Genomic DNA, 22,416 nt, shown 5'->3' with positions numbered 1-22,416 from the left:
ATCGGCAAGAGGGCGCGAAGGATCGCGGCGCGGCGCTCTGGGCGGCGCGGCGGGGGTGACGCGGGGGCTATCGGAGGTTGTTCAGGACTTCCGGGCGCTGGACTCGCGCACGGTGAGCGTCGGCGGGATCAGCGTGGTCTGGGAGACGTGCTCGGCGTCGCGGGTCTCGAGCTGGGCCATGACCTGGCGCACGGCCTGCCTGCCCATCTCCTCCGCGGGGATGGAGACGCTGGTCAGCCGCGGCGAGGACTGCAGCGCGACCTGGTCGGGGCAGATCGCCACCACGCTCGTGTCCTCGGGCACGGCACGCCCGGACAGGCGCAGCAGGCTGAGCAGCGGGGCGATCGCGGCCTCGTTCTGGACAACGAATCCGGTGGTGCCGGGGCGTTCCTCGAGGATCCGGGAGAGCACGCCCGCGGTGGACTCGTAGGTCCCCTCACAGGACCGGTGCACCGCGCGGATGCCGTTGGCGGCCGCCGCGCGCTGAAAGCCCGTCAGCGTGCGCGCCGCGAAGCCGGTGTTGCGCTTGTAGACGCCCTCGCCCTCGCCGATCAGGGCGATGTCGCGGTGGCCGAGCGAGGCGAGGTGCTCGACGCAGGCGGAGCCGGTGGCCTCGAAGTCCAGATCCACGCAGGCCAGACCGGCCGGATCGGCGGGCAGCCCGATGAGCACGGCCGGGGTCTCGGTCTCGCGCAGGACGGGAATTCGATCGTCCTCGAGTTCGATGTCCATCACGATCATCGCGTCGGCCAGTCCGCTGCCCGCGATCCGGCGCACGCCCGCGGTGCCCTCGTCCTTCGTCAGCAGCAGCACGTCCTGGCCGAACTCGCGCGCCTCGGTCGTCACGGCCATCGCGATCTCCATGATCACCGGCACGTACATGTCGCTGCGCAGCGGGATCATCAGGGCGAGGATGTTCGAGCGGTTGGAGGCCAGCGCTCGGGCGCCGGCGTGCGGGTGGTAGCCCAGCGACTCGATCGCGGCCTCCACCTTGCGCCGCGTCTCGTCGGAGATGGAGCGCTTGCGGGAGAGCACGTAGGACACCGTCGAGGGCGAGACGCCCGCCTGGCGGGCGACTTCGGCCAACGTCACCATGAACAATGTCCTTCTCGGGTCGGGTTCGGGGAGTGGTGGTGAAGCGCTTCGACAGGACCGCGCTTCCAGCCGTCACTCCGGCGAAACGTCTTGCAGGGGAAGGTTAGTCCGCGCACGTGAAGAATGTCTAGGCCAATCGTCGAAGCGCTTCGACTCTTTCTTCCGTCATCCATGGCGCACCTCCACTTCACCTGTGCGGTGGTTGAGCACGAATATACGGTCGCCGCGCCGCACCGCCTCGGTACCTTCGGGGAGATTCGAGAGAACCGGGGAGACTCCCGCGTCGGTCGCGATCGCGCGCAGCAGCCGGCCGAGCGCGGCGTCCTCGGGCAGGGTGGCGACGTACCACGCGATGCCCGCGCCGTACCGGTTCGCGAGGATCGCGGGATGGCCGTCGAGCGGACCACCCTCGATCCTCGCGACCACGTCGGCGCCGGTGGCGTCGAGGTCGAACCACTCGGCCCATTTGTACGATGAGAAGTCGCCGAAGCGGGCGGAGGTGATTCGTAGTTCGATCTCGTCTTCGAACGGCCAGTACTCCTCGACACGAATCCCCAGCAGCTCACGCAGCGAGCCCGGGTAGCCGCCAAGGCGCACCCGTTCGTCGGGATCCGTCACTCCGCTGAACGGGCCGACGACGAGCGTGCCGCCCGCCTCGACGTATCGCTCCAGATTCCGGCTCGCGGCGTCGGTGATCTGGTAGAGACTGGGTGCCAGGACGAGCCGATGGCGGCTGAGATCTCCTTCCGCGCGCACGAAGTCGCAGGTGATATTCGCCTGCCACAGCTGCTTGTAGTACTCATACAGCCGATCGACGTACGTGAAGCGCGCATCAGGCTGATGTTCGAGTTCCACCGCGCGCCAGGCGTCCCAGTCCACGATGATCGCGACGTCGGCCGCGACCTCGGTGCCGAGCACGTCGGCCAGGCTCTCGAGTTCCTTGCCGACCCGGCAGACCTCGCGGAAGACCCGCGAGTTCGGGCCGGCGTGCGGAATCATGCCGCTGTGCGTCCGCTCGGCGCCCTGCCGCGATGCCCGCCACTGGAACTGCAGCACCCCGTCGGCACCGCGCGCGACGGCCTGCATCGACCAGAGCCGGTAGAGCCCGGGCGGCTTCGGGGTGGAAACCGCCCGCCAGCCGACAGAGCCGGTGCTCTGCTCCATCATGATCCAGCCCCGGCCGCGGGACTCGTTCCCCAACGACCGGGTCAGGTCCTGCGCGAACCCGCCCGCGCAGGCGCCGAACGGATCGTTCGGATCGGGGTACGAGTCGAGCGATGCGAAGTCCTCTTCCCTCACCCAACTCCACGCGTCGGTCCCCTTGAAGAAGCCCATGAAGTTGGTGACGACCGGGATCTCGGGATTGCGGGCGCTGACGATATCGCGCTCGGCCTTGAAGCCCTGCAGCAGCAGATCCGAGGCGAAGCGCTGGTAGTCCAACTCCTGCACGGGATTGATGACGTACTGCACGTTGCGCGGCGGGATCACTTCGTCCCACTCGCCGTAGTGCTGGCTCCAGAAGCGCGTGCCCCAGGCCTCATTGAGCCGGTCGAGGTCCGCGTACTTCTTTTGGAGCCATTGTCTGAATGCTTCGGCGCAACTGTCGCAGTAGCAGACGGTCCCGAACTCATTGCCGATGTGCCACATGCGCAGCGCCGGGTGCCGCGCGTACCGGTCGGCGAGCTGCGCGCTGATCGCGTCGGCGAAGCGGCGGTAGACCGCGGACGACGGGCAGTATGCGTTGCGCGAGCCGTACGTGCGTACCGTGCGGTCCTTGTCCTGCGGTGAAGTCTCCGGCCACCGGTGGTGCATCCACGGCGGCGCGCTGGCGGTCGGCGTGGCCAGCGCCACGCCGATCCCGTTCTCGTGCAGGAGATCGAGGACCTCGTCGAGCCAGCCGAAGTCGTACTCCCCCGGGCGCGGCTCGAGCAGCGCCCAGGAGAACACGCCGACCGTGGCCAGGTTCACGTTCGCCTCACGCATGAGCCGCACGTCCTCGGTCCACACCTCGCGCGGCCACTGCTCGGGGTTGTAGTCACCGCCGAACAGCAGCCGGCCGCGCGTGGCTTGGTGCAAATTAGCCATGATCTCAGCCCTGATCCGAAGCGACGTTGATGCTGAGGATGCCGCGGCCGTTGGTGCCCAGGTAGACGCGGCCGTAGTGGTTCGGATCGCCGACGATCGTCGGGATCCAGCCGAAGTTCTGCTGACTGCTGTTGATCTTCGTCCAGCGCGCGCCGGCGTCCGTGGACATATAGAAGCCGGTAACGCCGTCGACCGTGCCGACCATGTACAAGGTCTTATTGTGCGAGCCCGGAGCCGCGGCACCGGAGCCGACCGTGTACGCGGCGGTCACCTGTGAGCTGTTGACCTGCGTCCACGTCGTGCCGCCATCGACCGAGTGGAGCAGGCCGCCGGTCTGTGCGGCGAAGTAGAGCTCTCCCGCGTGGCCCGGAACCGGCAGCACCTGGTCGTTGCTCGCGGCCGTGAGCCCGGTCGCGGCCGAGGCGAAGGTCTTGCCGCCGTCGGCGCTGCGGTAGAACACGCCGGTCGAGGGATCGATCGCGTAGAAGTCGTTCGGGTTCACCGTATCGGCGACCGGAGCGACGCCGGTGGGCAGTCCGGTGACGGCTGTCCACATCGCGCCCTTGTCCGTGGTGTAGGCCGGGGTCGTGCCGTCCGCGGGATTCCACACGATGCTGCTGCCGTCCGCGGCGACGGCCACCTGGCCTTGGCCCCAGCTCATCGTGCTCGGCGTCGTCGCGAACTGGGTCCACGTCGCGCCGCCGTCCGTCGAGTACTGACCGGCCGGCTTACTCGAACCGTTCTCGCCGACGAACGCGACCAGGTCGCCGCTCGCGTCCTGCGCGATTCCGCTTCCGGTGCCGTAGTTCGTATCGAAGGTGTCGGTCGGCGACTGCGTCAGCGAGGTGTGGCAGAAGCCGCCGAGGTCACCGAGCGCGCTGATCACTTTGCACTCGCTCGACGAATCGTTCGGTACCAGCAGAGCCTTGACGGACGTCTCCTCGATGCCCTTCGACGCGCTCGCGGAGAAGTTCGCCGTCCCGCCGCTGGAGATCGAGCCCATGTTGTAGGTGCCGAAGAGTGTTGCTCCGGTGCCGTACACGACGTGGTTCGAGTCGAACGGGTCGACGGCGATCGTGCCGATCCACCAACCGAACTTCGCCGACGCGCCCCAGTTCAGGTAGGGCTCGTACGAGGTGTTGAGCGACGTCGAGGCGGACACGTCCGCCCACGACTTTCCGCCGTCCGTCGAGCGGTAGATGGTGTCGACCGGGTTCCAGCGGTCGTTCGTCGAGACGTAGACCGTGTCGGCGTTGTTCGGGTCGAGGGCGAGACCGTCGTAGCCGTACCACGAGGAGACCGGCGTGACGTCGGTGGCGGTGACGTCCGGGCTGAACTTGTAGAGCTTGCCGATGCCCATCCAGTACGGGCCGGTGTACTGGTCGTAGACCACGTACATCGAACCGTCGGCCGCGAACTGCGCCTTGATCGGAATCGTGCCCGGACCGCCGCTGACCTTGCTCCAGGTCGCGCCGCCGTCCGTGGTCTCGTACAACGAGGATGTGTCCGCGTCGCCGACCACGATGTGCGGCGTCGGCGTGCCGAGGTGCTTTTCGGTCTGGTCGAACGTCACGAACTGCAGCCCGGCGGCCGTGCTCGCTCCGGCGTCCGGAAACACAGTGTCCTTGGCCCAGGTCTTGCCGCCGTTCGTGGACTTCCACAGGCCGTCGTTCTCGGTGCCGTAGTAGAGGATGTCGTCGTCGTTAGGGTCGACGACCAGCCGCTCGCCCGAGTCGCGGCCCTGGTCGTTGGAGCCGATCTCGAACGGGACCGAGAACGACGACCACGTGCGACCGTAGTCGTCCGAGGTGAGGATCGCGGACGGCTGCGCGTCGTTCCAGCTGTACGCGTATTGGCCGACGGCCGCCCACACGCGGTTCGGGTGGATCGGGTCGGTGGCCACCGAGTCGACGCCGAGCTCGTTCCAGTTCGCGAACGTGGTGGAGTCGAGCAGCGGGGTCCAGGCCTGCGTGAACGCGTTCCAGCGGTACAGGCCGCCGATGTCGGTGCGCAGGTACGCGAGACCGGGCTGTGTCGGGTTGTAGACGACGCCGGTGATGAAGCCGCCGGCACCGATCGTGACGTTGTTCCACACATAACGGCCGGCGTCGGTGGCCGACGCGGCGGGGGCCGCGAACAGCGGGACGGCGAGCATTCCTGCGAGCGCGCAGGCTTGCACAAGCCTCTTCTTCGAGGTGCGCATCGTTGTTTTTCCTCTCAGCCCTTGATGGCGCCGGTGAGCATGCCCTTGGTGAAGTGCTTCTGCACGAAGGGGTAGATGATGAGGATCGGGATCAGGGTGAGCACGACCACGCACATCTGCAGCGAGAGTGGGGCCGGCTGGTCTTTGCCGGCGAACGCGGTCGCCGCGTTCTGACCCGGCATCGTCGCGCCCTGGGAAACGTACGTGTACAGGACGTACTGCAACGTCCACTTGGAGCTGTCGGCCGGCATGTAGAGCATCACGTTGAAGAACGCGCTCCAGTAGCTGACCGCGTAGAACAGCGCCATGACCGCGTTGACCGCCTTGGAGGTCGGCAGCACGACGGACCACAGGATGCGGAACTCGCTGGCGCCGTCGAGTTTCGCGGCCTCGATCAGCTCGTTCGCGGTGTTCATGTAGAACGCGCGGATGATCAGGATGTTGAACGCGGAGACCGCGCCGGGAAGCACCAGCGCCCAGTATTGGTCGTAGCCGTGAAAGATGTCGGCGACGACGATGAAGCTGGGGATGATGCCGCCGCTGAAGAACATCGTGGCGATCAGCGTCATCAGGATCCAGCGGTGGCCGAGCGAACGCGGCCGGGACAGGCCGTAGGCGCACAGCACCGAAACGACCATAGACACGATCGTGCCGACGATCGTGACGACCAGGCTGACCACCATGGCGCGCGTGACCACTCCGCCGCTGAGCATCTCGCGGTACGCATTCAGGGTCAGGCCGTGCGGGACGAGCACGATTCCGCCCGCGATGTTGACCGAGCTCTGCGGCGAAAGGCTGGTGAGTACGACGGCGTAGAGCGGGATGACCACGAACAGCACGACGAGCGTGAGCGTGACGCCCTTCGCCGCCTGGCCGGCGGCGGTGGGCTTCTCCTCCCAGACCGGCCGCTTGCGCGTGGACTGGAAGCCCTTCGACTTCGCGGGCCTGGCCCGGAAGATTGACTGCGCGCTGCTCATTTGGTTCCCCTGTACAGGCCGTCCTCGCCGAAGAAGTGCGCGACCTTGTTCGCGCCGTAGAGCAGCAGGAGCGAGACGACGCCCTTGAACAGACCCGCTGCCGCGCCGAGGCCGAAGTTGTTGGCCGCGACGCCGTAGTAGTACGAGTACGTGTCGAGCACTTCGGAGGCTCCTGATCCGACGGCGTTGCGCTGGATCAGGAACTGCTCGAAGCCGACGTTGAGTGCGTTGCCGAGGCGGAGCACGAGGAGCAGCACGATCACGCTGCGCATGCCGGGCAGGGTGATGTGCCAGGTCCGCCGCCGCCGGTTCGCGCCGTCCGCCGCGGCCGCCTCGTACAGCGCCGGGTCGATGGCGGCGATCGCGGCGAGGAAGACGATGATCCCCCAGCCCGCTTCCTTCCACACGGCCTGCGCGGTGACCAGGTACTTGAACGCGCCCGGGTCGGTCATGATGTCCCAGGGGTTCTGCCCGTGCGTGAGCAGCAGGTGGTTGAGCAGGCCCGCGCCGCCGAGCATCTGCTGGAACAGCACGATGACCAGCACCCAGGAGAAGAAGTGCGGCAGGTAGACGATCGCCTGCACGAACGAGCGGATCCTGCTGTCGAGCACCGAGTTCAGCAGGATCGCGAGCGCGATCGGCACCGGGAAGTAGAGCACCAGCTGCACGACGCTGAGCACGATCGTGTTCTCGAAGGCGTGCCAGAAGTTCGGGTCGGCGAACAGCGCCTGGAAGTTCTGCAGGCCGATCCACGTGCTCTGCCAGAAGCCGAGGATGTAGTCGTAGTACTCGAAGGCCGTGACCGTGCCGAACATCGGCAGGTAGTTGAACGCGATGACCAGCAGCAGGGCGGGAATCGCCATCAGCAGCAGGGGCCAGTCGCGGCGCAGCCGTGCCCGGAACGGCAGCTTCGTGCGCGTTCGCTTCCGTTTGGCCGGCGTGCGCTGCCGCTTGTCGCGCTCGGCCTCCGTCGTCGCCGTGCTGCCCTGCACGGATATCGCCGACATCTGATAACTCCTCGTTCTCGCCTTGCCCGCAGTCGGGGAGCTTCGCGCCCGCGGGGAGCGGGCGCGAAGCCGATCAGATGTCAGGAACCGTCGCCGAACTTGTCGTAGACGTTGGCGGTGTACCAGTCGAGCATCTTCTGGCCGCCGGACTTCTTCCAGTTCGCCAGTGCGGTCTGGAAGTCGCTCACCGTCTTCGAGCCGTAGGTCACCTGGTTCACGATGTCGACGACCTCGGCCATGCTGTAGGCCGTCTGGTACTGCGAGGGCGCGGTGATGTTCATGTTCCAGAAGGTCGGCTTGTACGCGTACTTGACCGCGTTGCCGGTCCAGGCGCACAGGCCCTTGGTCACGTCCGCGGCGCCGAAGTTGCTGACCGCGGACTGCGGCGTGATCAACTGCTGGTAAATGGCCTGGTTCGACTCGTTGTCGCCCTGCTTCGTGTACGACGGGCCGGACGAGGTCATGGTGTAGTCCGTGCCCTCGATGCCGTAGTTGATCATCGTGTACTCGTACGAGCCGAAGGGCGCCGCGAGGTAGTTCGCCAGCTCCAGGATCTCCTCGATCTGGGTCTTGGAGAGGCTCTTGTTGAGGTAGCTGGTCAAGCCGCTCGAGTTGCCGAGCGCGATCTTCGGCGTCGAGCCGTCCGAGGCGAAGACGTCGAAGGCACCGCGCTGGTACGCGGCGTTCGCGCCCTTGCCCGAGGTGAAGTCCGCCAGATTCCAGGCGCCGGTGCCGTCGGACTCGATGAGCGACTTGCCGGACCAGAACCGCTGCTTGCTGTCGTTCGTGTCGCCGGCCGCCGCGCTCGGGTGCATGTAGCCGGACTTGGCGATCTTGTAGGCGTAGGCCAGCGCGCCGGCGAACTCGTCCGTGTCGTAGGCGGAGATCACCTTGCCGCCCTTGACGACGAACTCGCCGGGCCCGTTCGGCGGGGCCTTGAAGATCTGCTGGATCGAGAACCACAGCAGGTCGAACGCGTAGACTCCCGCGGCCTTCGAGGTCAGTTCGGCGCCGAGCGAGTACAGGTCGTCGGCGCTCTTGACGCTGCTCGCCGTGATGCCCTTGCTCGCGAGGATGTCGCTCCGGTAGTAGAGCACGCCGGTGAAGGAGTTGCCCGAGGTCCAGCACGGGAAGCCGTAGAGCTTGTCCTCCCACGCGGCGGACTGCCAGCCGCCGGTCGGGATCGCCGCGAGGTTCGGGTACTTGCGGATGTTCGCGCCGGACAGAAACGGCGTCAGATCGGCGAACTTCTCCACGGTCAGCTCGCCGGTGTTGGCCTGGCCGTTGTTCCACGACGGAATGTTGATCCAGTCGGGCAGCCTGTTTCCCGCGACGAGGGTCGGCAGCGTGGTGCCGTAGTTGTTGCCGTTGGCCGGGTTCACGGTCAGGTTCGCGCCGAGGGCCTTGCTCAGCGCCTGGTAGTACGCGTTGTTCGCGGACGGGATGCTGCCCCAGAGCGGGATGATCGCGGAGTACGAACCGCCGGAGCCTGGCGTGGAGCCGACGGTCTTGACCAGGTTCGTCGGGTAGTTCAGGAAGCCGGGGTCGGACAGCGCGCCGTTCGCGCCGGTCACCACCGGAATGTCGGGCGTGGGTCCGTTCGTCAGCTGCACATAGTCGGGCAGGATCGCGCTGAGGCCCTTGGACGTGGTCACGCCGCCCTTGTTCGACGCGGCGCTGCCACAGGCTGAAAGCAGTGGCATGGCGGCTATCCCGCCGGCGACACCCGCGGTCGCGGTGACGAAGCCGCGCCGGGTGAAAGTGGTGGAGCTCGGCATTGAACTCTCCAGGATGGTGGGGTCGCTCGGCCGACCCACGCGAGAGGGAGTCGTCGAAGCGCTTCAATGTGGGGATGAGGCTAGGACAGCGATTCGACCCAGGCAAGGGGCTTCGATTACGGTTCGGTTACGGGAGGCCCGCCTTCCGCACAGCGGCCCGCACCCCGCCCCGGATCAACACCTTGTGCCACATACCCGTGTCGACCTGCTGGAAGAGTGGGATGTGAGAACATTTCCGGAGTCCTTTGCCGACCCGGGGGTTGACACGGAGCCGGTCCCACTGAGACTTTCGAAGCGCTTCGATGCTCGAATCAATTTTCTGAATGAAAGTGTTGCCCTGTGACCCCAGCACCCGAAGACCAGGCCGCAGCGCTGCTGGCCGAGTTGACCGTCGCCGAGAAGGTTTCCTTCCTGCACCAGCACCAGCCCGCCGTCGACCGCCTGGGCATCGCGAAGTTCCACACGGGTTGTGAGGCGCTGCACGGCGTCGCGTGGATCGGCAGGGCGACGGTCTTCCCGCAGGCGGTCGGTCTCGGCGCGACCTGGGACAGAGAGCTGCTGCGCCGGATCGGAGAGGCCGTGTCCACCGAGGTGCGCGCCTTCAAGCAGGACACCGCGAACGCGTTCCAGCTCAGCGACCAGTCGGAGAAGCATCCGATGGTCTCGCTCAACGTCTGGGCGCCGGTGGTGAACCCGCTGCGCGACCCGCGCTGGGGCCGCAACGAGGAGGGCTACAGCGAGGACGCGTACGCCACGTCGGAACTGGCGACGGCGTACTGCACCGGCTTGCGCGGCGACCATCCGACGGTGTGGCGCACGACGCCGGTGCTCAAGCACTTCCTGGCGTACAACACGGAAACCGACCGGGACGTCGTAGACATCCATGTGCCGGAGCGGGTGCTGCACGAATACGAACTCGAAGCTTTCCGCGGACCGATCCGGGCGGGCGTGGCCGCGGGCGTCATGCCCGGCTACAACCTGACCAACGGCGTGCCGAACCACGTGCATCCGCTGATCAACGAGGTGCTGCGCGCGTGGGATCCGGAGCTCGCCGTGTGTTCCGACGCGCAGGCTCCGTCGAACCTCGTCGACCGCGAGAAGTTCTTCGCCACGCACGCCGAATCGCACGCGGCCGCGCTGAAGGCCGGCGTGGATAGTTACACGGACAACAACGCGGATTCGCAGCCGACGATCGACCGGTTCACCGAGGCGCTCAGGCTCGGCCTGATCACCGAGGCGGAGGTTGACGCGGCCGTGCGCCGACTTCTGCTGCTGCGCGCGCGTGCCGGCGAGTTCGCGCCGGACGACGACCCGTACGCCGGGATCCGCGCGGATGTGATCGACTGCGCCCGGCATCGGGAGCTCGCCCGCGAGGCAGCGCTGGCCTCGGTCGTGCTGCTGAAGAACGAGAATTCGGCGCTGCCGCTGGCGGCGCCGCAGGGTCGGATCGCGGTGATCGGCCACCTCGGCTCGCGCGTGCTGACCGACTGGTACAGCGGCACGCTGCCCTACGGCATCTCGATCGCGGACGGCCTGCGCGATGAGCTCTCCGGGTCTGAGATCTTCGCGGCGGACGGCGCGGATCTCGTCGTGCTGCGCGACGTAGGCGGCATCGGCGAGTTCGGCCCATTCCGGCACCAGGACTGGGGAACGAGCGTGCAATGCCCGCTCCCGGTGCATACCCTGCAGTCCGCCGAGAACGGGAAATACCTCACGCTGACCGGCGAGGGCGACGCCGAGATCGAGGCGGCAGCCGAGACGCCCGACGGCTGGTTCGTCAAGGAACTGTGGGAGTTCGAGGCGGTCGCGGACGACGAAAGTGCCGCGGACCGGCAGCAGTTGCTGCTGCGCTCGAACGCCCCGCACAGCCGGAAGTACGCGCGCATCGACCACGCGACCGGCCGCCTCGTCGCCGACGCCGAGTCCCCCGAGCAGGCCACGCGCTTCCAACTCGATCAGATCGCGTCCGGCATCGAGGTGGCCTCGGAACTCGCCGTCTCGGCCGACCGCGTCGTGCTGGTGCTCGGCAACGACCCGCACATCAACGGCCGCGAGACCGTGGACCGCGAGAGTCTTGCTCTGCCTCCGCGGCAGGAGCGCCTGCTGCACGCCGTGCTCGCCGCGAATCCGAACACCGTGCTGGTCGTGGTCGCCAGCTACCCGTACGCGATCGAGGCGGCGGCCGAACGGGTCCCGGCGATCGTGTGGACCTCGCATGCGGGCCAGGAACTCGGCACGGCCGTCGCGCACGTGCTCAGCGGTCGGCACAACCCGTCCGGCCGGCTCCCGCAGACCTGGTACTCCGGTGCGGCCGAACTGCCCGCGCGAGATGACTACGACGTCATCGGATCGCGGTGGACCTACCGCTATTCGCGGCGGGCGCACGTGTATCCGTTCGGGCATGGTCTTTCCTACGCGACGTTCGAGTACCGCGACCCGGCTGTGACGGTGCGGGAAAATGCGCCGGGAGCGCTCACAGTAACGGCTGAAGTCGGCGTAGCCAACACCTCCGGCGTTCCCGGACACGAGGTCGTGCAGCTCTACGCGCACCGCGTCGGTGACGACGAGGAGCTTCGCGGGCTCGTCGGCTTCGAGCGAATCCTCCTGGCCGCCGGGGAGAGTCGGCGGGTCGCGTTCGAGGTGCCGCTCGAACGGCTGTCCTCCGGTGAGTACGAATTCGAGTTCGGCCGATCGAGTGAGGATTCCGCGGTGACCGCACGCCTGGAGCTTTCGTGACCGTCCTCGACGGGCCGTTTCTGCCGACCTGGGATTCACTGTCCGCGTACCGGGTGCCGGAGTGGTTTCGCGACGCCAAGTTCGGCATCTTCGTCCACTGGGGCCCGTACAGCGTGCCCGCGTTCGGCAACGAGTGGTACGCGCGGAACATGTACCGCCCGGGCAAGCCGGAGTACGAGCACCATCGCGCCACGTACGGCCCGCAGTCGGAGTTCGGCTTCAAGGACTTCATCCCGCTGCTGGATGGTGCCCAGTTCGATCCGGATGTGTGGGCGGCACTCTTCCGCACGGCCGGGGCCCAATACGTGGTCCCGGTGGCGCAGCATCACGACGGCTTCGCGATGTACCGCAGCGAGCTCAACCCGTGGAACGCGGCCGAGATGGGTCCGAAGCGCGACGTCATCGGCGAACTCTCGCGTGCTGTGCGCGACCGGTCGATGGTCTTCGGCGTGTCCTGGCACCGCGCCGAGCTGTGGTGGTTCCTCAACGGCGGCATGACCTTCGACTCGGACGTGCGCTCTGGAAAGTACGCCTCGCTCTACGGCCCGGCCCAGCCGCAGGAGCTGCCGCCGAGCAAGCAGTTCCTCGACGAGTGGGCCGCGCACACCGTCGAACTCATCGACGCGTACGAGCCGCAGTTGTTCTACTTCGATTGGTGGATCCACCGGCCCGCGTACCGACCGTACCTCCCACGTCTCGCGGCGCATTACTACAACCGCTTGGCGGCAAGCGGCCTCGGCCCGGTACTCACGTACAAGGACCAGGCCTTCCCGGCCGGAACCGCCGTCGAGGACGTCGAACGCGGGTCCAGCGCCACGCTGCGTCCCCGGCCGTGGCAGGCATGCACGTCGATCTCGCGTAAGGCCTGGTGCTATCTCGAAGATCAGGACTACAAATCCGCGAAGGAACTCGTCGGCGCGCTCGTGGATGTGGTGTCCAAGAACGGCTGCCTGCTCCTGAACGTGGGACCCAAGGCGGACGGCTCCATCCCCGACGAGGAAGCAGACCTGCTGCGTTCGATCGGCGCTTGGCTGGCGACGAACGGCGAGGCGATCTACGCGTCGCGCCCGTGGACCGTCTTCGGCGAGGGCCCGACCAAGCCGGCCGATGGCGGCTTCTCCGAGTCCAAGCAGCAGGAGTACGGTCCGCGCGACTTCCGATTCACCACGCGCGACGGGTTCCTTTACGTCATCGGCCTCGCAGCCCCGCAAGACGGCCGCATGGAGGTCCGTTCACTCGGCGCCCACCTGGCGATCTACGAGCGACGGATCGCCCGGATCGAACTTCTCGGCCACACGCACGAGTGGGAGCCGAAGGAGTTGGAGTTCGAGCAGCGATCGGACGCGCTGAGCGTGCGCCTGCCGCAGACCTGGGCGACCGGGCGCCAGAAGGAGATCCCGCTGCCGGTCCTGAAGATCACGCCGACTGCCTAGACGTTGCCGTAAATGCCTTCGATGCGGTCGTAGTCGCCGGTCAGTGAGTACGCGTCATCTTGGCCGGTGAGGTTGAGGTCGTAGATGACGGCCCCGTCGTCGTAGCCTGAAGCGCCCATGGCCAGCGCGTCCTGGGTCACCGCGCCCACGTAGTCCGGGTTCGGATTGCCCTTGTTGCCCTGGCGGCTGTAGTGCCTGGCGTAGACCATTACGGCCAGCCGCTGGTACGGCTTGAGCGACTGCCGTACGCGCTTGATCTGCGCCGGAGCGGTCTTGCTGACCGAGGTGTCGTAGGCGGGCTCGTCGCGGAACGGAAAGATCACGCCGGTGAAGATCGACGCGTTGAACTTGCGCATGACGGCGTGCTCACCGACCAGATCGCGGTAGTAGAAGATCGGCCAGAACTGGAATTGCGGGTTCTGCGCCCGCGCCGCCTCGACGATCTGCCTGGCGTACGTGGGCGTGAAGACGCCGACGTTCTCGCTGAAGTCGTCGATCGCGAAGCCGGTCAGCGCGGGATGAGTCAGCGACAGTTCGGCGAGCTGCGTAGCCCATTGCGGGTAATCGAAGCCGAAGGGCGGATAGTTCCCGCCGGACTCGTCGGGCGGCAACAGGTAGGCCATGACGCTGATTCCGCGTTGGGCCGCGGCGTCGAGGAAGGTCGGCAGTTCGCTCCACTGGCGGTCGGCGTGGCCGCCGTAGATCTCGTAGAGGTACGTCGTAACGTGCGCCCGCTGGAGCCGGTCCAGCGTTCGCGGAATGTCGACGCTCCGGCCGTTGAAGATCGCTCCACCTGACGCGCCGTGAATCAAAGGCTGCGGCGTCGGATTGGCGACCAGAAGAGCGGCCAGCATGGCGGCGGCGATTCCCATGTCACCGTACTATCTGAAATAGGACAATCTACTCGGCGGGCGCGGCCGAAGATCGCCTGTTCGGACCAATCAGCGATCAGACCGATCAGCCCAGCGGGCTTCTTAGGGGAAGCCGGGACCGCCGTCGACGGGGATGAAGCCCGCGTACCAGCCGGCGGCGACGGCGAGACCCGCGATCAGCACCCAGACGATCCACTGGTGCTTGACTCGGGCGAGCCAGCCGGCGGGTGCGAGCAGGATCGGGAACGCGGCGAGCATCTCGCGCGGGACGACGGTGTAGTCGTGGATCGCCGTGTAGACGATCGCGGCGACGACGATCGTATAGAACGTGATCTCCCAGCGTTGGCGCTGGACGAGCATGACGACGATCAGAATCGGGACGATCAGCAGGACGGCCGTCGTGATGTGCGCCTGGCCGTTGTTGTAGCCGTGCGCGGTGCCCTCGATGCCGAGCTTGATCCGGTGGAACACCTGGCCCGCGTTGCCGAAGCCGGTGCCCCACTTCTTCTGCGCGTTCATGTAGCCGCTGATGCTGCCCATGCGGTACGCGACGTAGACGAGGAAGCCCGCTGCTCCGATCGGGGCGATGACGGCGCCGAGCAGTGGTCGCCACCTGAAGCTGCGGTGGCGGACGCACTCGACCACGGCCGCGACGCAGACCGTGAGTACGACGGCGTCGGCGGTCGGACGCGTGGCACCGGCGAGGCAGGCGAGAATTCCCGCGGTGATCCAAGCGCGGCGGAGCAATGCGTACAGCGCCCACGCGGTCAGGCAGATCGCGAGGGTGTCGGCGTAGAGGGCGCCCTGAATGACTGCTGACGGCATGACCGCCCAGAGCACGGCGAAGATCAGGCCGGTGCGCGCGTCTCGGAGCAGGCGGCCGATCTCGAACAGCGCCCAGGAGCAGGCGACGGCCGCGACCCACGTGATGGTCAGGCCGACGGCGGTCACGCTGAGCAGGCCGCCGGTGAGTGCGTGGCCGAGCGCCATCAGGCCCGGGTAGAGAGGGTCGAAGGCGAAGGGCGAGAGAGCGGGCGAGATCTTGGTGTCGTAGCCGCGCTCGGCGATCTTCTGGTACCAGCCGGAGTCGACGAACACGAACATGCCGCGCGCCGCGTAGCCGTGGCCGCTGGAGACCAGCCCGAACACCAGCGTGCCGACGAGCCGTACGGCCAGGTACGCGGCCATCGCGGGCCAGGCGCGCCCGGCCGAGCGGAGCGCACGATCACGGACGGCGGCGATACGGCCCGGAGCCGCATCCCCATCACGTGCGGAAGAAACCTGCTCGGTCATACTGCTCATGCCTCGCCGTAACCGCCCGTCTGTCCCGCGCCCGCCATCCGTTCAACTGACGTCGGATCCTACAGCGTCAGTTCCCGTCCGAATGGAAAACGCGTGCGCAGGCGATCAGACTCCCGCCGCGCGCATGCCGCGCAGCTCCTTCTTCAGCTCGGAGATCTCGTCGCGGAAGCGTGCGGCGAGCTCGAACTGCAGCTCGGCGGCTGCCGTGTGCATCTGCTGGGACAGGTCCTCGATCAGCGCCTCCAGCTCCTCCGCCGGCTTGCCGACGAAGTCCACACTGGTCACGCCCTTGGCTCCGACGCCCGGCACCGGCGCGCGGCCCTTGCCCTGCGGGCGGCCGCCGAGCAGGTTGCGGGTGTCCTCGTCCTCGCGGATCAGCGAGTCGGTGATATCGGCGATCTTCTTCCGCAGCGGGGTCGGATCGATGCCGTGCTCGGTGTTGTAGGCGACCTGCTTCGCGCGGCGTCGGTTGGTCTCGTCGATCGCCTTCGCCATCGCGGCGGTGATCTTGTCGGCGTACATGTGCACCTGGCCGCCGACGTTGCGCGCCGCGCGGCCGATGGTCTGGATCAGCGACGTGGGGCTGCGCAGGAACCCCTCCTTGTCGGCGTCCAGGATCGCCACCAGCGAGACCTCGGGCAGGTCGAGCCCCTCCCGCAGCAGGTTGATGCCGACCAGTACGTCGAACACACCGAGGCGCAGCTCACGCAGCAGCTCGACCCGGCGCAGCGTGTCGATGTCCGAGTGCAGGTAGCGGACCTTGACGCCTAGCTCCAGCAGATAGTCCGTCAGATCCTCGGACATCTTCTTGGTCAGCGTCGTCACGAGCACGCGCTCATTGCGATCGGACCTCTGGCGGATCTCGTGCACCAGGTCGTCGATCTGACCCTGCGTCGGCTTGACGATGACTTCGGGGTCGATCAGGCCGGTCGGGCGGATGACCTGCTCGACCACCTCGCCGCCGGCCTGCGCGAGCTCGTACGGGCCGGGGGTCGCCGAGAGGTACACCGTCTGGCCGATGCGCTCGACGAACTCCTCCCATCTCAGCGGCCTGTTGTCGAGGGCGGAGGGCAGCCGGAAGCCGAAGTCCACGAGGTTGCGCTTGCGCGAGGTGTCACCCTCGTACATCGCGCCGATCTGCGGCACGGTCTGGTGCGACTCGTCGATGACCAGCAGGAAGTCGTCCGGGAAGTAGTCCAGCAGGGTGTTCGGCGCGGTCCCGGCCTCGCGGCCGTCGATGTGCCGCGAGTAGTTCTCGATGCCGTTGCAGAACCCGACCTCGCGCATCATCTCCAGGTCGTAGGTCGTACGCATCCGCAGCCGCTGCGCCTCGAGCAGCTTGCCCTGCCGCTCGAGCACCTCGAGCCGCTCGGCCAGCTCCTTCTCGATCCCGGCGATGGCCCGCTCCATCCGCTCCGGGCCGGCGACGTAGTGGGTGGCCGGGAAGACGTAGATCTCCTGATCGTCCGTCAGGATCTCGCCGGTCACCGGGTGCAGGGTCATCAGCCGCTCGATCTCGTCGCCGAACATCTCGACGCGGACCGGGTGCTCCTCGTACATCGGGAAGATGTCCACGGTGTCCCCGCGCACCCGGAACGTGCCGCGGGTGAAGGCGACGTCGTTGCGCGCGTACTGCACGGCGACGAGCTTGCGCAGCAGCTGGTCGAGCCCGAACTCCTCGCCGACGCGCAGCCGGACCATCCGGTCGACGTACTCCTGCGGCGTGCCAAGACCGTAGATGCAGGACACGGAGGCGACCACGATCACGTCCCGCCGGGTCAGCAGCGAGCTGGTCGCCGAGTGGCGCAGCCGCTCGACCTCCGCGTTGACCGAGGAGTCCTTCTCGATATACGTGTCCGACTGCGCGATGTACGCCTCGGGCTGGTAATAGTCGTAGTACGAGACGAAGTACTCGACGGCGTTGTTCGGCAGCAGTTCGCGGAACTCGTTGGCCAGCTGCGCGGCGAGGGTCTTGTTCGGCGCCATCACCAGCGTCGGCCGCTGCAGCCGCTCGATCAGCCAGGCGGTCGTCGCCGACTTGCCGGTACCCGTGGCGCCGAGCAGCACGACGTTCTGCTCGCCGTCGCGCACCCGCTGCTCGAGCTCGGCGATCGCCGTCGGCTGGTCGCCGGACGGCGTGTACTCGCTGATCACCTCGAAGGGGGCAACACTGCGTTCCAGGTCCGTCGTCGGTCGCGTCATAGCATCAGGCTAAACGCGACCGCAGACAATTATCGTCCCCGCAGGTCAGCCCTGCTTCTCCGCGAGCTTGCGGAAGACCGGACGGGGCAGGTGGCGCAGCGTGGACATCGCGTAGCGCACCTGGGCCGGGACCCAGACCAGCTCGGCGTTCTTGCGCAGCCCCTCCACGATCCCGTCGGCGACGGCCTCGGCGGTCGTGGACATCGGCGCCTTGGGCCGACCCGTGGTCATCTTCGTGTCGACGAAGCTCGGCCGCACCACCATCACGTGCACGCCGGTGCCCACCAGCGAGTCGCCGAGGCCCTGCGCGAACGCGTCGAGCCCGGCCTTGCTCGACCCGTAGATGAAGTTCGCCTTGCGCGCCCGCTCGGCGGCCACCGAGGAGAGCACCACCAGCGAGCCGTGGCCCTGCTTCCGCAGCGCCTGGGAGCAGACGAGCGAGGAGGTGACCGCGCCCACGTAGTTGGTCTGCACGACCTGCGCGGCGGCCAGCGGATCCCGCTCGTCGTCCGCCTGGTCGCCCAGCACGCCGAAGGCGAGCAGCACCACGTCGATGTCGCCCTCCTCGAACAGCGGCGCGAGCACCTTCTCGTGCGAGGAGAAGTCGAGCGCGTCGAAGTCGACCGTGCGCACCTCGCCGCCGTACGAGCGCAGCAGGGTGGCGGCGGCGTTCAGCCGGTCCGAGGGGCGCGCGGCCAGGATGATGCGCTTGGTCTTGTCCTGGGCCAGCTTGCGCGCCGTGGCGACGGCGATGTCGGAGGAGCCGCCGAGTACCAGCAGCGACTGCACCGAACCGAGGGAGTCCTTCATGTCACGATCCTTAAGAAGACAGTGCCCTTAGAGGCTGAGTCGGCGGGACTGGTCGGAGACGAACACGCCCTGCGGGTCCACCTCGGCGCGCACCTTGCGGAAGTCCTCGAGGCGCGGATACATCGCCTCGAGGTCCGCGGCGGACATCCGGGAGTCCTTGGCCAGGTAGAGCCGGCCGCCCGCTTCCAGCACCTTTTCGTCCATCCAGCGCAGCAGCCCGGGCAGGCCGGGGGTCCTGGTCGGGAAGTCGTAGGTCAGCGTCCAGCCCTCGGTCGGAAAGGACAGGTAACCGGGGCTGGCCGGCCCGAAACGCTTGAGCACGGTGACGAAGGAGGGCGCGCGCTGCACCGCCACGCGCTCCACGATCCGGCGCAGCGTGGCGGCCGCGTCGAAGGGCACGACGAACTGGTACTGCAGGAATCCGGCGGCGCCGTAGACGCGGTTCCAGCCGTGGATCGCGTCGAGCGGATGGAAGAACCCGCCGATGCTCGCCAGGTGCGTGTGCGAGTGCTGCGGCGCGCGCCGGTAGTTGGCCGCGTTCAGCAGCCGGACGGTGCGCTTGTTGAGCAGGCCGCTCGGGAACAGGTCGGGCATCGCGGCCAGCGGCTTCGGCTGGAAGGCGAGCGGGTTCTCGCGCTGCTTCGGCGGCAGGTCCGCGAGGGCGGCGAAGTCCCCGCTCTCCACCCAGCCGCGGCCGAGCGAGGGGCCGGTGGCCAGGTTGTCCAGGGAGGCGACGGAGAAGCGGTGGTCCGCGTCCGTCTCCGTCATCCGGTCCATCGCCTCGTCGAGATCCGCCACCCGGGTGGTCTCCACCAGGATCCGCGAGGTCTCGACCGGCAGCATCCGCAGCGTGGCCCGCAGCACGACGCCGGTCAGGCCCATGCCGCCGGCCGTCGCCCAGAACAGCCCGGGCTCGGTCTCCGGCGTCAGGGTGCGAACGTCGCCGTCGGCGAGCAGCAGGTCCATGGACACGACGTGCCGGGCGAAGGAGCCGTCGGCGTGGTGGCTCTTGCCGTGGATGTCGCAGGCGATCGCGCCGCCCACGGTCACGTACCTGGTCCCCGGGCTGACCGGGACGAAGTAGCCGAAGGGCAGCATCGCCCGCATCAGCTGCTGCAGGCTGACCCCGGGTTCGACGACGACCAGGCCGCTCGCGAGGTCCACGCTCAGAATGCGGTTCATGCCGGTCAGGTCGAGGACCCGGCCGCCGCCGTTCTGCGCGGGATCGCCGTAGGAGCGGCCGAGTCCGCGGGCCACGATCCCGCGCGGGCCGGCCGTCGCCACCGCCTCGGCGACGTCCTCGCGGGTACGCGGCCGCAGCACCTCGGCGACCGAGGGCGACGTGCGTCCCCAGCCAGTGAGTCGCTCAGTGCCCATTGACGAAAACCCCCAATGCGAACAAGACAAGCCAGGCCAGGCCGATTCCCATGATGACCCTATCGCCGAGCACCACGTCCTCCGGCTCGCCCGCCTGGCCGGCGTCGACGAACATCGCGTAGCGCAGGAAGACGAAGGCCCAGGGCACGATGGACAGCTCGTGCCAGCGCACGCCGCGGTCCGTCAGTCCCAGGTCGAAGGCCCACAGGCTGTAGGTCAGGATCGTCAATCCGACCATGGTCTGCCAGATGAACCGCAGGTAGGACGGCGTGTATCCGGCGAGCGCGCGTCGGGTCACGGCCGCGTCCTCGCCCATCAGCTCCAGCTCCGAGTAGCGCTTGCCCGCGACCATGAACAGCGAGGCGAAGCCGGTGGTGAGCAGGAACCACTGGGAGAGCGGGATGCCCGCGGCGACGCCGCCGATCATGGCACGCAGCAGGAACCCGCTGGCCACCAGCGCGAGGTCGAGCACGAGCACGTGCTTGAACCAGGCGCTGTAGGCCAAATGCATGACCAGATATACCGCGATCACCGCGACGGTGCCGGCATTGTCGATCATCGCCACGGCCAGCGACGCGGCGGAGAGTACGAGCACGCACACCCAGGCCAGCCGGAGCGGGATGATCCCGGCGGCGATCGGCCGGTTGCGCTTGGTCGGGTGCGCCCGGTCGGCCTCGACGTCCAGCGCGTCGTTCGCGTAGTAGACCGCCGAGGCCGCGAGGCAGAAGGCGACGAACGCGACGGCCACCGGCCCGAGCGTCTGCCGGTGGGTGATGGTGCCGGAGGCCAGCGGGGCGGTGAGGACGAGGACGTTCTTGATCCACTGCTTCGGGCGGGCCTCGCGGAACAGCCCCGCGAGCAGCGAGCGCGACACGATCGCGGCACCGTCCCGAGGGTCGCCGCCGTCGGCCGGCGCCGTCAGGTCCGGTTCCGCCGCGTCGTTCTGCTGTTGTTGCGCCGGGAACGACGACATGCGTTCTCCTTCACAATTGCCAGCCGTATGGCAACGGTTCGGTACCGCGCCCAGCCCGATTTGATAACGGCCTGGGAACTTTATCAGGATTGGGCGGTTTTGCCGTCGAGCTCACGCCACAGCTGGGCAACAGCTTCGTCGAGTTCCGCCGCGGTGCCGCTGTTGTCGATCAGCCGGTCGGCGGCGGCGTTGCGCTGCTCGCGCGGGGCCTGCGCCGCGATCCGGGCGCGCGCCTCCGGCTCGGACATGCCGCGGTCCCGCACCAGGCGGGCGATCCGCGTGTCGTCGTCGGCGTCCACCACGATGACGAACTCGAACAGCGGCGCGAGCCCGCCCTCGACGAGCAGCGGAATGTCCTGGACGACGACGCTGCCGTCCGGGGCGGCGGCCGCGCGCTCGGCCATCCATGCTCGAACCCTGGGATGCACGATCGCGTTCAGCCGCTTGCGCCGCTCCTCGTCGGCGAAGACCACCGAGGCCAGCGCGGCGCGGTCCAGCGAGCCGTCCGCGCGCAGCACCTGCGGGCCGAAGGCCTCGGCCACCTCGGCGAGTCCTTCGGTGCCGGGCTCGACCACGGCCCGCGCGGCCAGGTCGGCGTCCAGCACGATCGCGCCGTGCCCGGCCAGCAGGCGTGCCACGGTGCTCTTGCCCGCGCCGATCCCGCCGGTCAGTCCCACGTGCAGGGTACGCATCCGGGTGAATTCCTCTCCGCCGCTCGGATGAAACGAAGCAGGGGACCCGGTGGGGTCCCCTGCCGCGTCAGCCTAGCGGCTGTTCACTCTGTGCGCCGAGCCTCAGCTCTGGCCGCCGCCCGCCAGCTTCTCGCGCAGCGCGGCGAGCTGGTCGTCGGAGGCCAGCGTGCCGGTGGCCTCGCCGCCGCCGCCCTGCGTCGAGGAGTAGCTCGACGGGGCCGGGCCGCCGCCCTCGGCCGGGCTGGCGGTGCCGTTGGCCGCGGCCTCCGCGTCGGCCTTGCGGGCCTCGGCGATCTGCTTCTGGTGCTGCTCGAAGCGGGCCTGCGCCTCGGAGTACTGCCCCTCCCAGACCTCGCGCTGGGTGTCGTAGCCCTCGAGCCACTCGCCGGTCTCCGGGTCGAAGCCCTCGGGGTAGACGTAGTTGCCCTCCGCGTCGTACGACGCGGCCATGCCGTACAGCGTCGGGTCGAACTGGTCGACCGAGGAGTCGCCGGTCAGGCCCTCGTTCGCCTGCTTGAGCGACAGCGAGATGCGGCGGCGCTCCAGGTCGATGTCGATGACCTTGACGAAGATCTCGTCCGAGACCTGCACGACCTGCTCGGGGATCTCCACGTGGCGCTCGGCCAGCTCGGAGATGTGCACCAGGCCCTCGATGCCCTCGTCCACCCGGACGAACGCGCCGAACGGCACCAGCTTGGTGACCCGGCCGGGCACGACCTGGCCGATCTGGTGCGTGCGGGCGAACTGCTGCCACGGGTCTTCCTGGGTCGCCTTGAGCGACAGGGAGACGCGCTCGCGGTCCATGTCCACGTCCAGGACCTCGACCGTGACCTCCTGGCCGACCTCGACGACCTCGGAGGGGTGGTCGATGTGC

General features: G+C 68.0%; 16 protein-coding genes. 2 read left to right on the top strand and 14 right to left on the bottom strand.

Annotation, left to right across the window (positions count from 1 at the left end; all coding sequences use genetic code 11):
* Positions 1 to 81 precede the first annotated feature (81 nt).
* The 6 genes from VG296_RS22210 to VG296_RS22185 form a co-directional block, all read right to left on the bottom strand.
* A complete protein-coding gene (locus VG296_RS22210) occupies positions 82 to 1,095 on the bottom strand; it encodes a LacI family DNA-binding transcriptional regulator (protein WP_325568642.1) in 1,014 nt (337 codons plus the stop codon).
* 165 nt (positions 1,096 to 1,260) lie between these two features.
* Positions 1,261 to 3,180, bottom strand: coding sequence for a beta-galactosidase (locus VG296_RS22205; protein WP_325568640.1), 1,920 nt, complete (start codon positions 3,178 to 3,180; stop codon positions 1,261 to 1,263).
* A 4-nt stretch (positions 3,181 to 3,184) separates the two neighbouring features.
* On the bottom strand, positions 3,185 to 5,383 hold the full coding sequence (locus VG296_RS22200; protein ID WP_325568638.1) for a xyloglucanase: 2,199 nt from the start codon (positions 5,381 to 5,383) through the stop codon (positions 3,185 to 3,187).
* 14 nt (positions 5,384 to 5,397) lie between these two features.
* On the bottom strand, positions 5,398 to 6,360 hold the full coding sequence (locus tag VG296_RS22195; RefSeq protein ID WP_325568636.1) for a carbohydrate ABC transporter permease: 963 nt from the start codon (positions 6,358 to 6,360) through the stop codon (positions 5,398 to 5,400).
* On the bottom strand, positions 6,357 to 7,367 hold the full coding sequence (locus tag VG296_RS22190) for an ABC transporter permease (RefSeq protein ID WP_325568634.1): 1,011 nt from the start codon (positions 7,365 to 7,367) through the stop codon (positions 6,357 to 6,359). The genes VG296_RS22195 and VG296_RS22190 overlap by 4 nt, the downstream gene beginning before the upstream one ends.
* A gap of 80 nt (positions 7,368 to 7,447) precedes the next feature.
* Positions 7,448 to 9,145 (bottom strand): hypothetical protein, encoded by a 1,698-nt coding sequence (locus tag VG296_RS22185; protein WP_325568632.1) that lies wholly within the window; start codon positions 9,143 to 9,145, stop codon positions 7,448 to 7,450.
* A 339-nt stretch (positions 9,146 to 9,484) separates the two neighbouring features.
* On the opposite strand from VG296_RS22185, the gene VG296_RS22180 reads away from it, so the two are divergent.
* Positions 9,485 to 11,881 (top strand): glycoside hydrolase family 3 C-terminal domain-containing protein, encoded by a 2,397-nt coding sequence (locus VG296_RS22180; protein WP_325568630.1) that lies wholly within the window; start codon positions 9,485 to 9,487, stop codon positions 11,879 to 11,881.
* The gene (locus VG296_RS22175; RefSeq protein WP_325568628.1) at positions 11,878 to 13,314 is read left to right on the top strand and encodes an alpha-L-fucosidase; all 1,437 of its coding nucleotides are present in this window, start codon (positions 11,878 to 11,880) and stop codon (positions 13,312 to 13,314) included. The genes VG296_RS22180 and VG296_RS22175 overlap by 4 nt, the downstream gene beginning before the upstream one ends.
* On the opposite strand, the gene VG296_RS22170 is transcribed toward VG296_RS22175, so the two are convergent.
* The 8 genes from VG296_RS22170 to VG296_RS22135 form a co-directional block, all read right to left on the bottom strand.
* A complete protein-coding gene (locus tag VG296_RS22170) occupies positions 13,311 to 14,186 on the bottom strand; it encodes a hypothetical protein (RefSeq protein ID WP_325568626.1) in 876 nt (291 codons plus the stop codon). The two genes, VG296_RS22175 and VG296_RS22170, sit on opposite strands and share 4 nt — an antisense overlap.
* A 102-nt stretch (positions 14,187 to 14,288) precedes the next feature.
* A complete protein-coding gene (locus VG296_RS22165) occupies positions 14,289 to 15,374 on the bottom strand; it encodes a hypothetical protein (RefSeq protein WP_325568624.1) in 1,086 nt (361 codons plus the stop codon).
* A 219-nt stretch (positions 15,375 to 15,593) separates the two neighbouring features.
* Positions 15,594 to 17,690 (bottom strand): excinuclease ABC subunit UvrB, encoded by a 2,097-nt coding sequence (gene uvrB / locus VG296_RS22160; RefSeq protein ID WP_325568622.1) that lies wholly within the window; start codon positions 17,688 to 17,690, stop codon positions 15,594 to 15,596.
* Positions 17,691 to 17,735: 45 nt separating this feature from the next.
* Entirely contained in the window at positions 17,736 to 18,500 is a 765-nt protein-coding gene (locus tag VG296_RS22155) for a decaprenylphospho-beta-D-erythro-pentofuranosid-2-ulose 2-reductase (protein ID WP_325568620.1), read from the bottom strand.
* A 27-nt stretch (positions 18,501 to 18,527) separates the two neighbouring features.
* A complete protein-coding gene (locus VG296_RS22150) occupies positions 18,528 to 19,877 on the bottom strand; it encodes an FAD-binding oxidoreductase (RefSeq protein WP_325568618.1) in 1,350 nt (449 codons plus the stop codon).
* Positions 19,867 to 20,850 carry a decaprenyl-phosphate phosphoribosyltransferase gene (locus VG296_RS22145; protein WP_325568616.1) on the bottom strand — a complete coding sequence of 328 codons (984 nt, stop codon included), beginning with the start codon at positions 20,848 to 20,850 and terminating at the stop codon, positions 19,867 to 19,869. The genes VG296_RS22150 and VG296_RS22145 overlap by 11 nt, the downstream gene beginning before the upstream one ends.
* A gap of 83 nt (positions 20,851 to 20,933) precedes the next feature.
* Positions 20,934 to 21,542: a dephospho-CoA kinase gene (gene coaE / locus VG296_RS22140; RefSeq protein WP_325568614.1), complete on the bottom strand. Its 609-nt coding sequence runs from the start codon at positions 21,540 to 21,542 to the stop codon at positions 20,934 to 20,936.
* Between the two features lie 102 nt (positions 21,543 to 21,644).
* Positions 21,645 to 22,416: S1 RNA-binding domain-containing protein (locus VG296_RS22135; RefSeq protein WP_325568612.1), on the bottom strand; the 772-nt coding region annotated here is incomplete at its 5' end.

It is taken from the genome of Actinospica sp. (assembly GCF_035552695.1).
Taxonomy (GTDB): domain Bacteria; phylum Actinomycetota; class Actinomycetes; order Streptomycetales; family Catenulisporaceae; genus Actinospica.
The sequence above is the reverse complement of the archived record's forward strand: the minus strand, read 5'-3'. Positions and strand labels throughout refer to the sequence as shown.

Bases quoted from the DNA above. Each gene is read 5' to 3' on its own strand.
- VG296_RS22210 (WP_325568642.1), bottom strand. From the start codon at position 1,095: ATGGTGACGTTGGCCGAAGTCGCCCGCCAGGCGGGCGTCTCGCCCTCG.
- VG296_RS22205 (WP_325568640.1), bottom strand. From the start codon at position 3,180: ATGGCTAATTTGCACCAAGCCACGCGCGGCCGGCTGCTGTTCGGCGGT.
- VG296_RS22200 (WP_325568638.1), bottom strand. From the start codon at position 5,383: ATGCGCACCTCGAAGAAGAGGCTTGTGCAAGCCTGCGCGCTCGCAGGA.
- VG296_RS22195 (WP_325568636.1), bottom strand. From the start codon at position 6,360: ATGAGCAGCGCGCAGTCAATCTTCCGGGCCAGGCCCGCGAAGTCGAAG.
- VG296_RS22190 (WP_325568634.1), bottom strand. From the start codon at position 7,367: ATGTCGGCGATATCCGTGCAGGGCAGCACGGCGACGACGGAGGCCGAG.
- VG296_RS22185 (WP_325568632.1), bottom strand. From the start codon at position 9,145: ATGCCGAGCTCCACCACTTTCACCCGGCGCGGCTTCGTCACCGCGACC.
- VG296_RS22170 (WP_325568626.1), bottom strand. From the start codon at position 14,186: ATGGGAATCGCCGCCGCCATGCTGGCCGCTCTTCTGGTCGCCAATCCG.
- VG296_RS22165 (WP_325568624.1), bottom strand. From the start codon at position 15,374: ATGGCCGCGTACCTGGCCGTACGGCTCGTCGGCACGCTGGTGTTCGGG.
- uvrB (WP_325568622.1), bottom strand. From the start codon at position 17,690: ATGACGCGACCGACGACGGACCTGGAACGCAGTGTTGCCCCCTTCGAG.
- VG296_RS22155 (WP_325568620.1), bottom strand. From the start codon at position 18,500: ATGAAGGACTCCCTCGGTTCGGTGCAGTCGCTGCTGGTACTCGGCGGC.
- VG296_RS22150 (WP_325568618.1), bottom strand. From the start codon at position 19,877: ATGGGCACTGAGCGACTCACTGGCTGGGGACGCACGTCGCCCTCGGTC.
- VG296_RS22145 (WP_325568616.1), bottom strand. From the start codon at position 20,850: ATGTCGTCGTTCCCGGCGCAACAACAGCAGAACGACGCGGCGGAACCG.
- coaE (WP_325568614.1), bottom strand. From the start codon at position 21,542: ATGCGTACCCTGCACGTGGGACTGACCGGCGGGATCGGCGCGGGCAAG.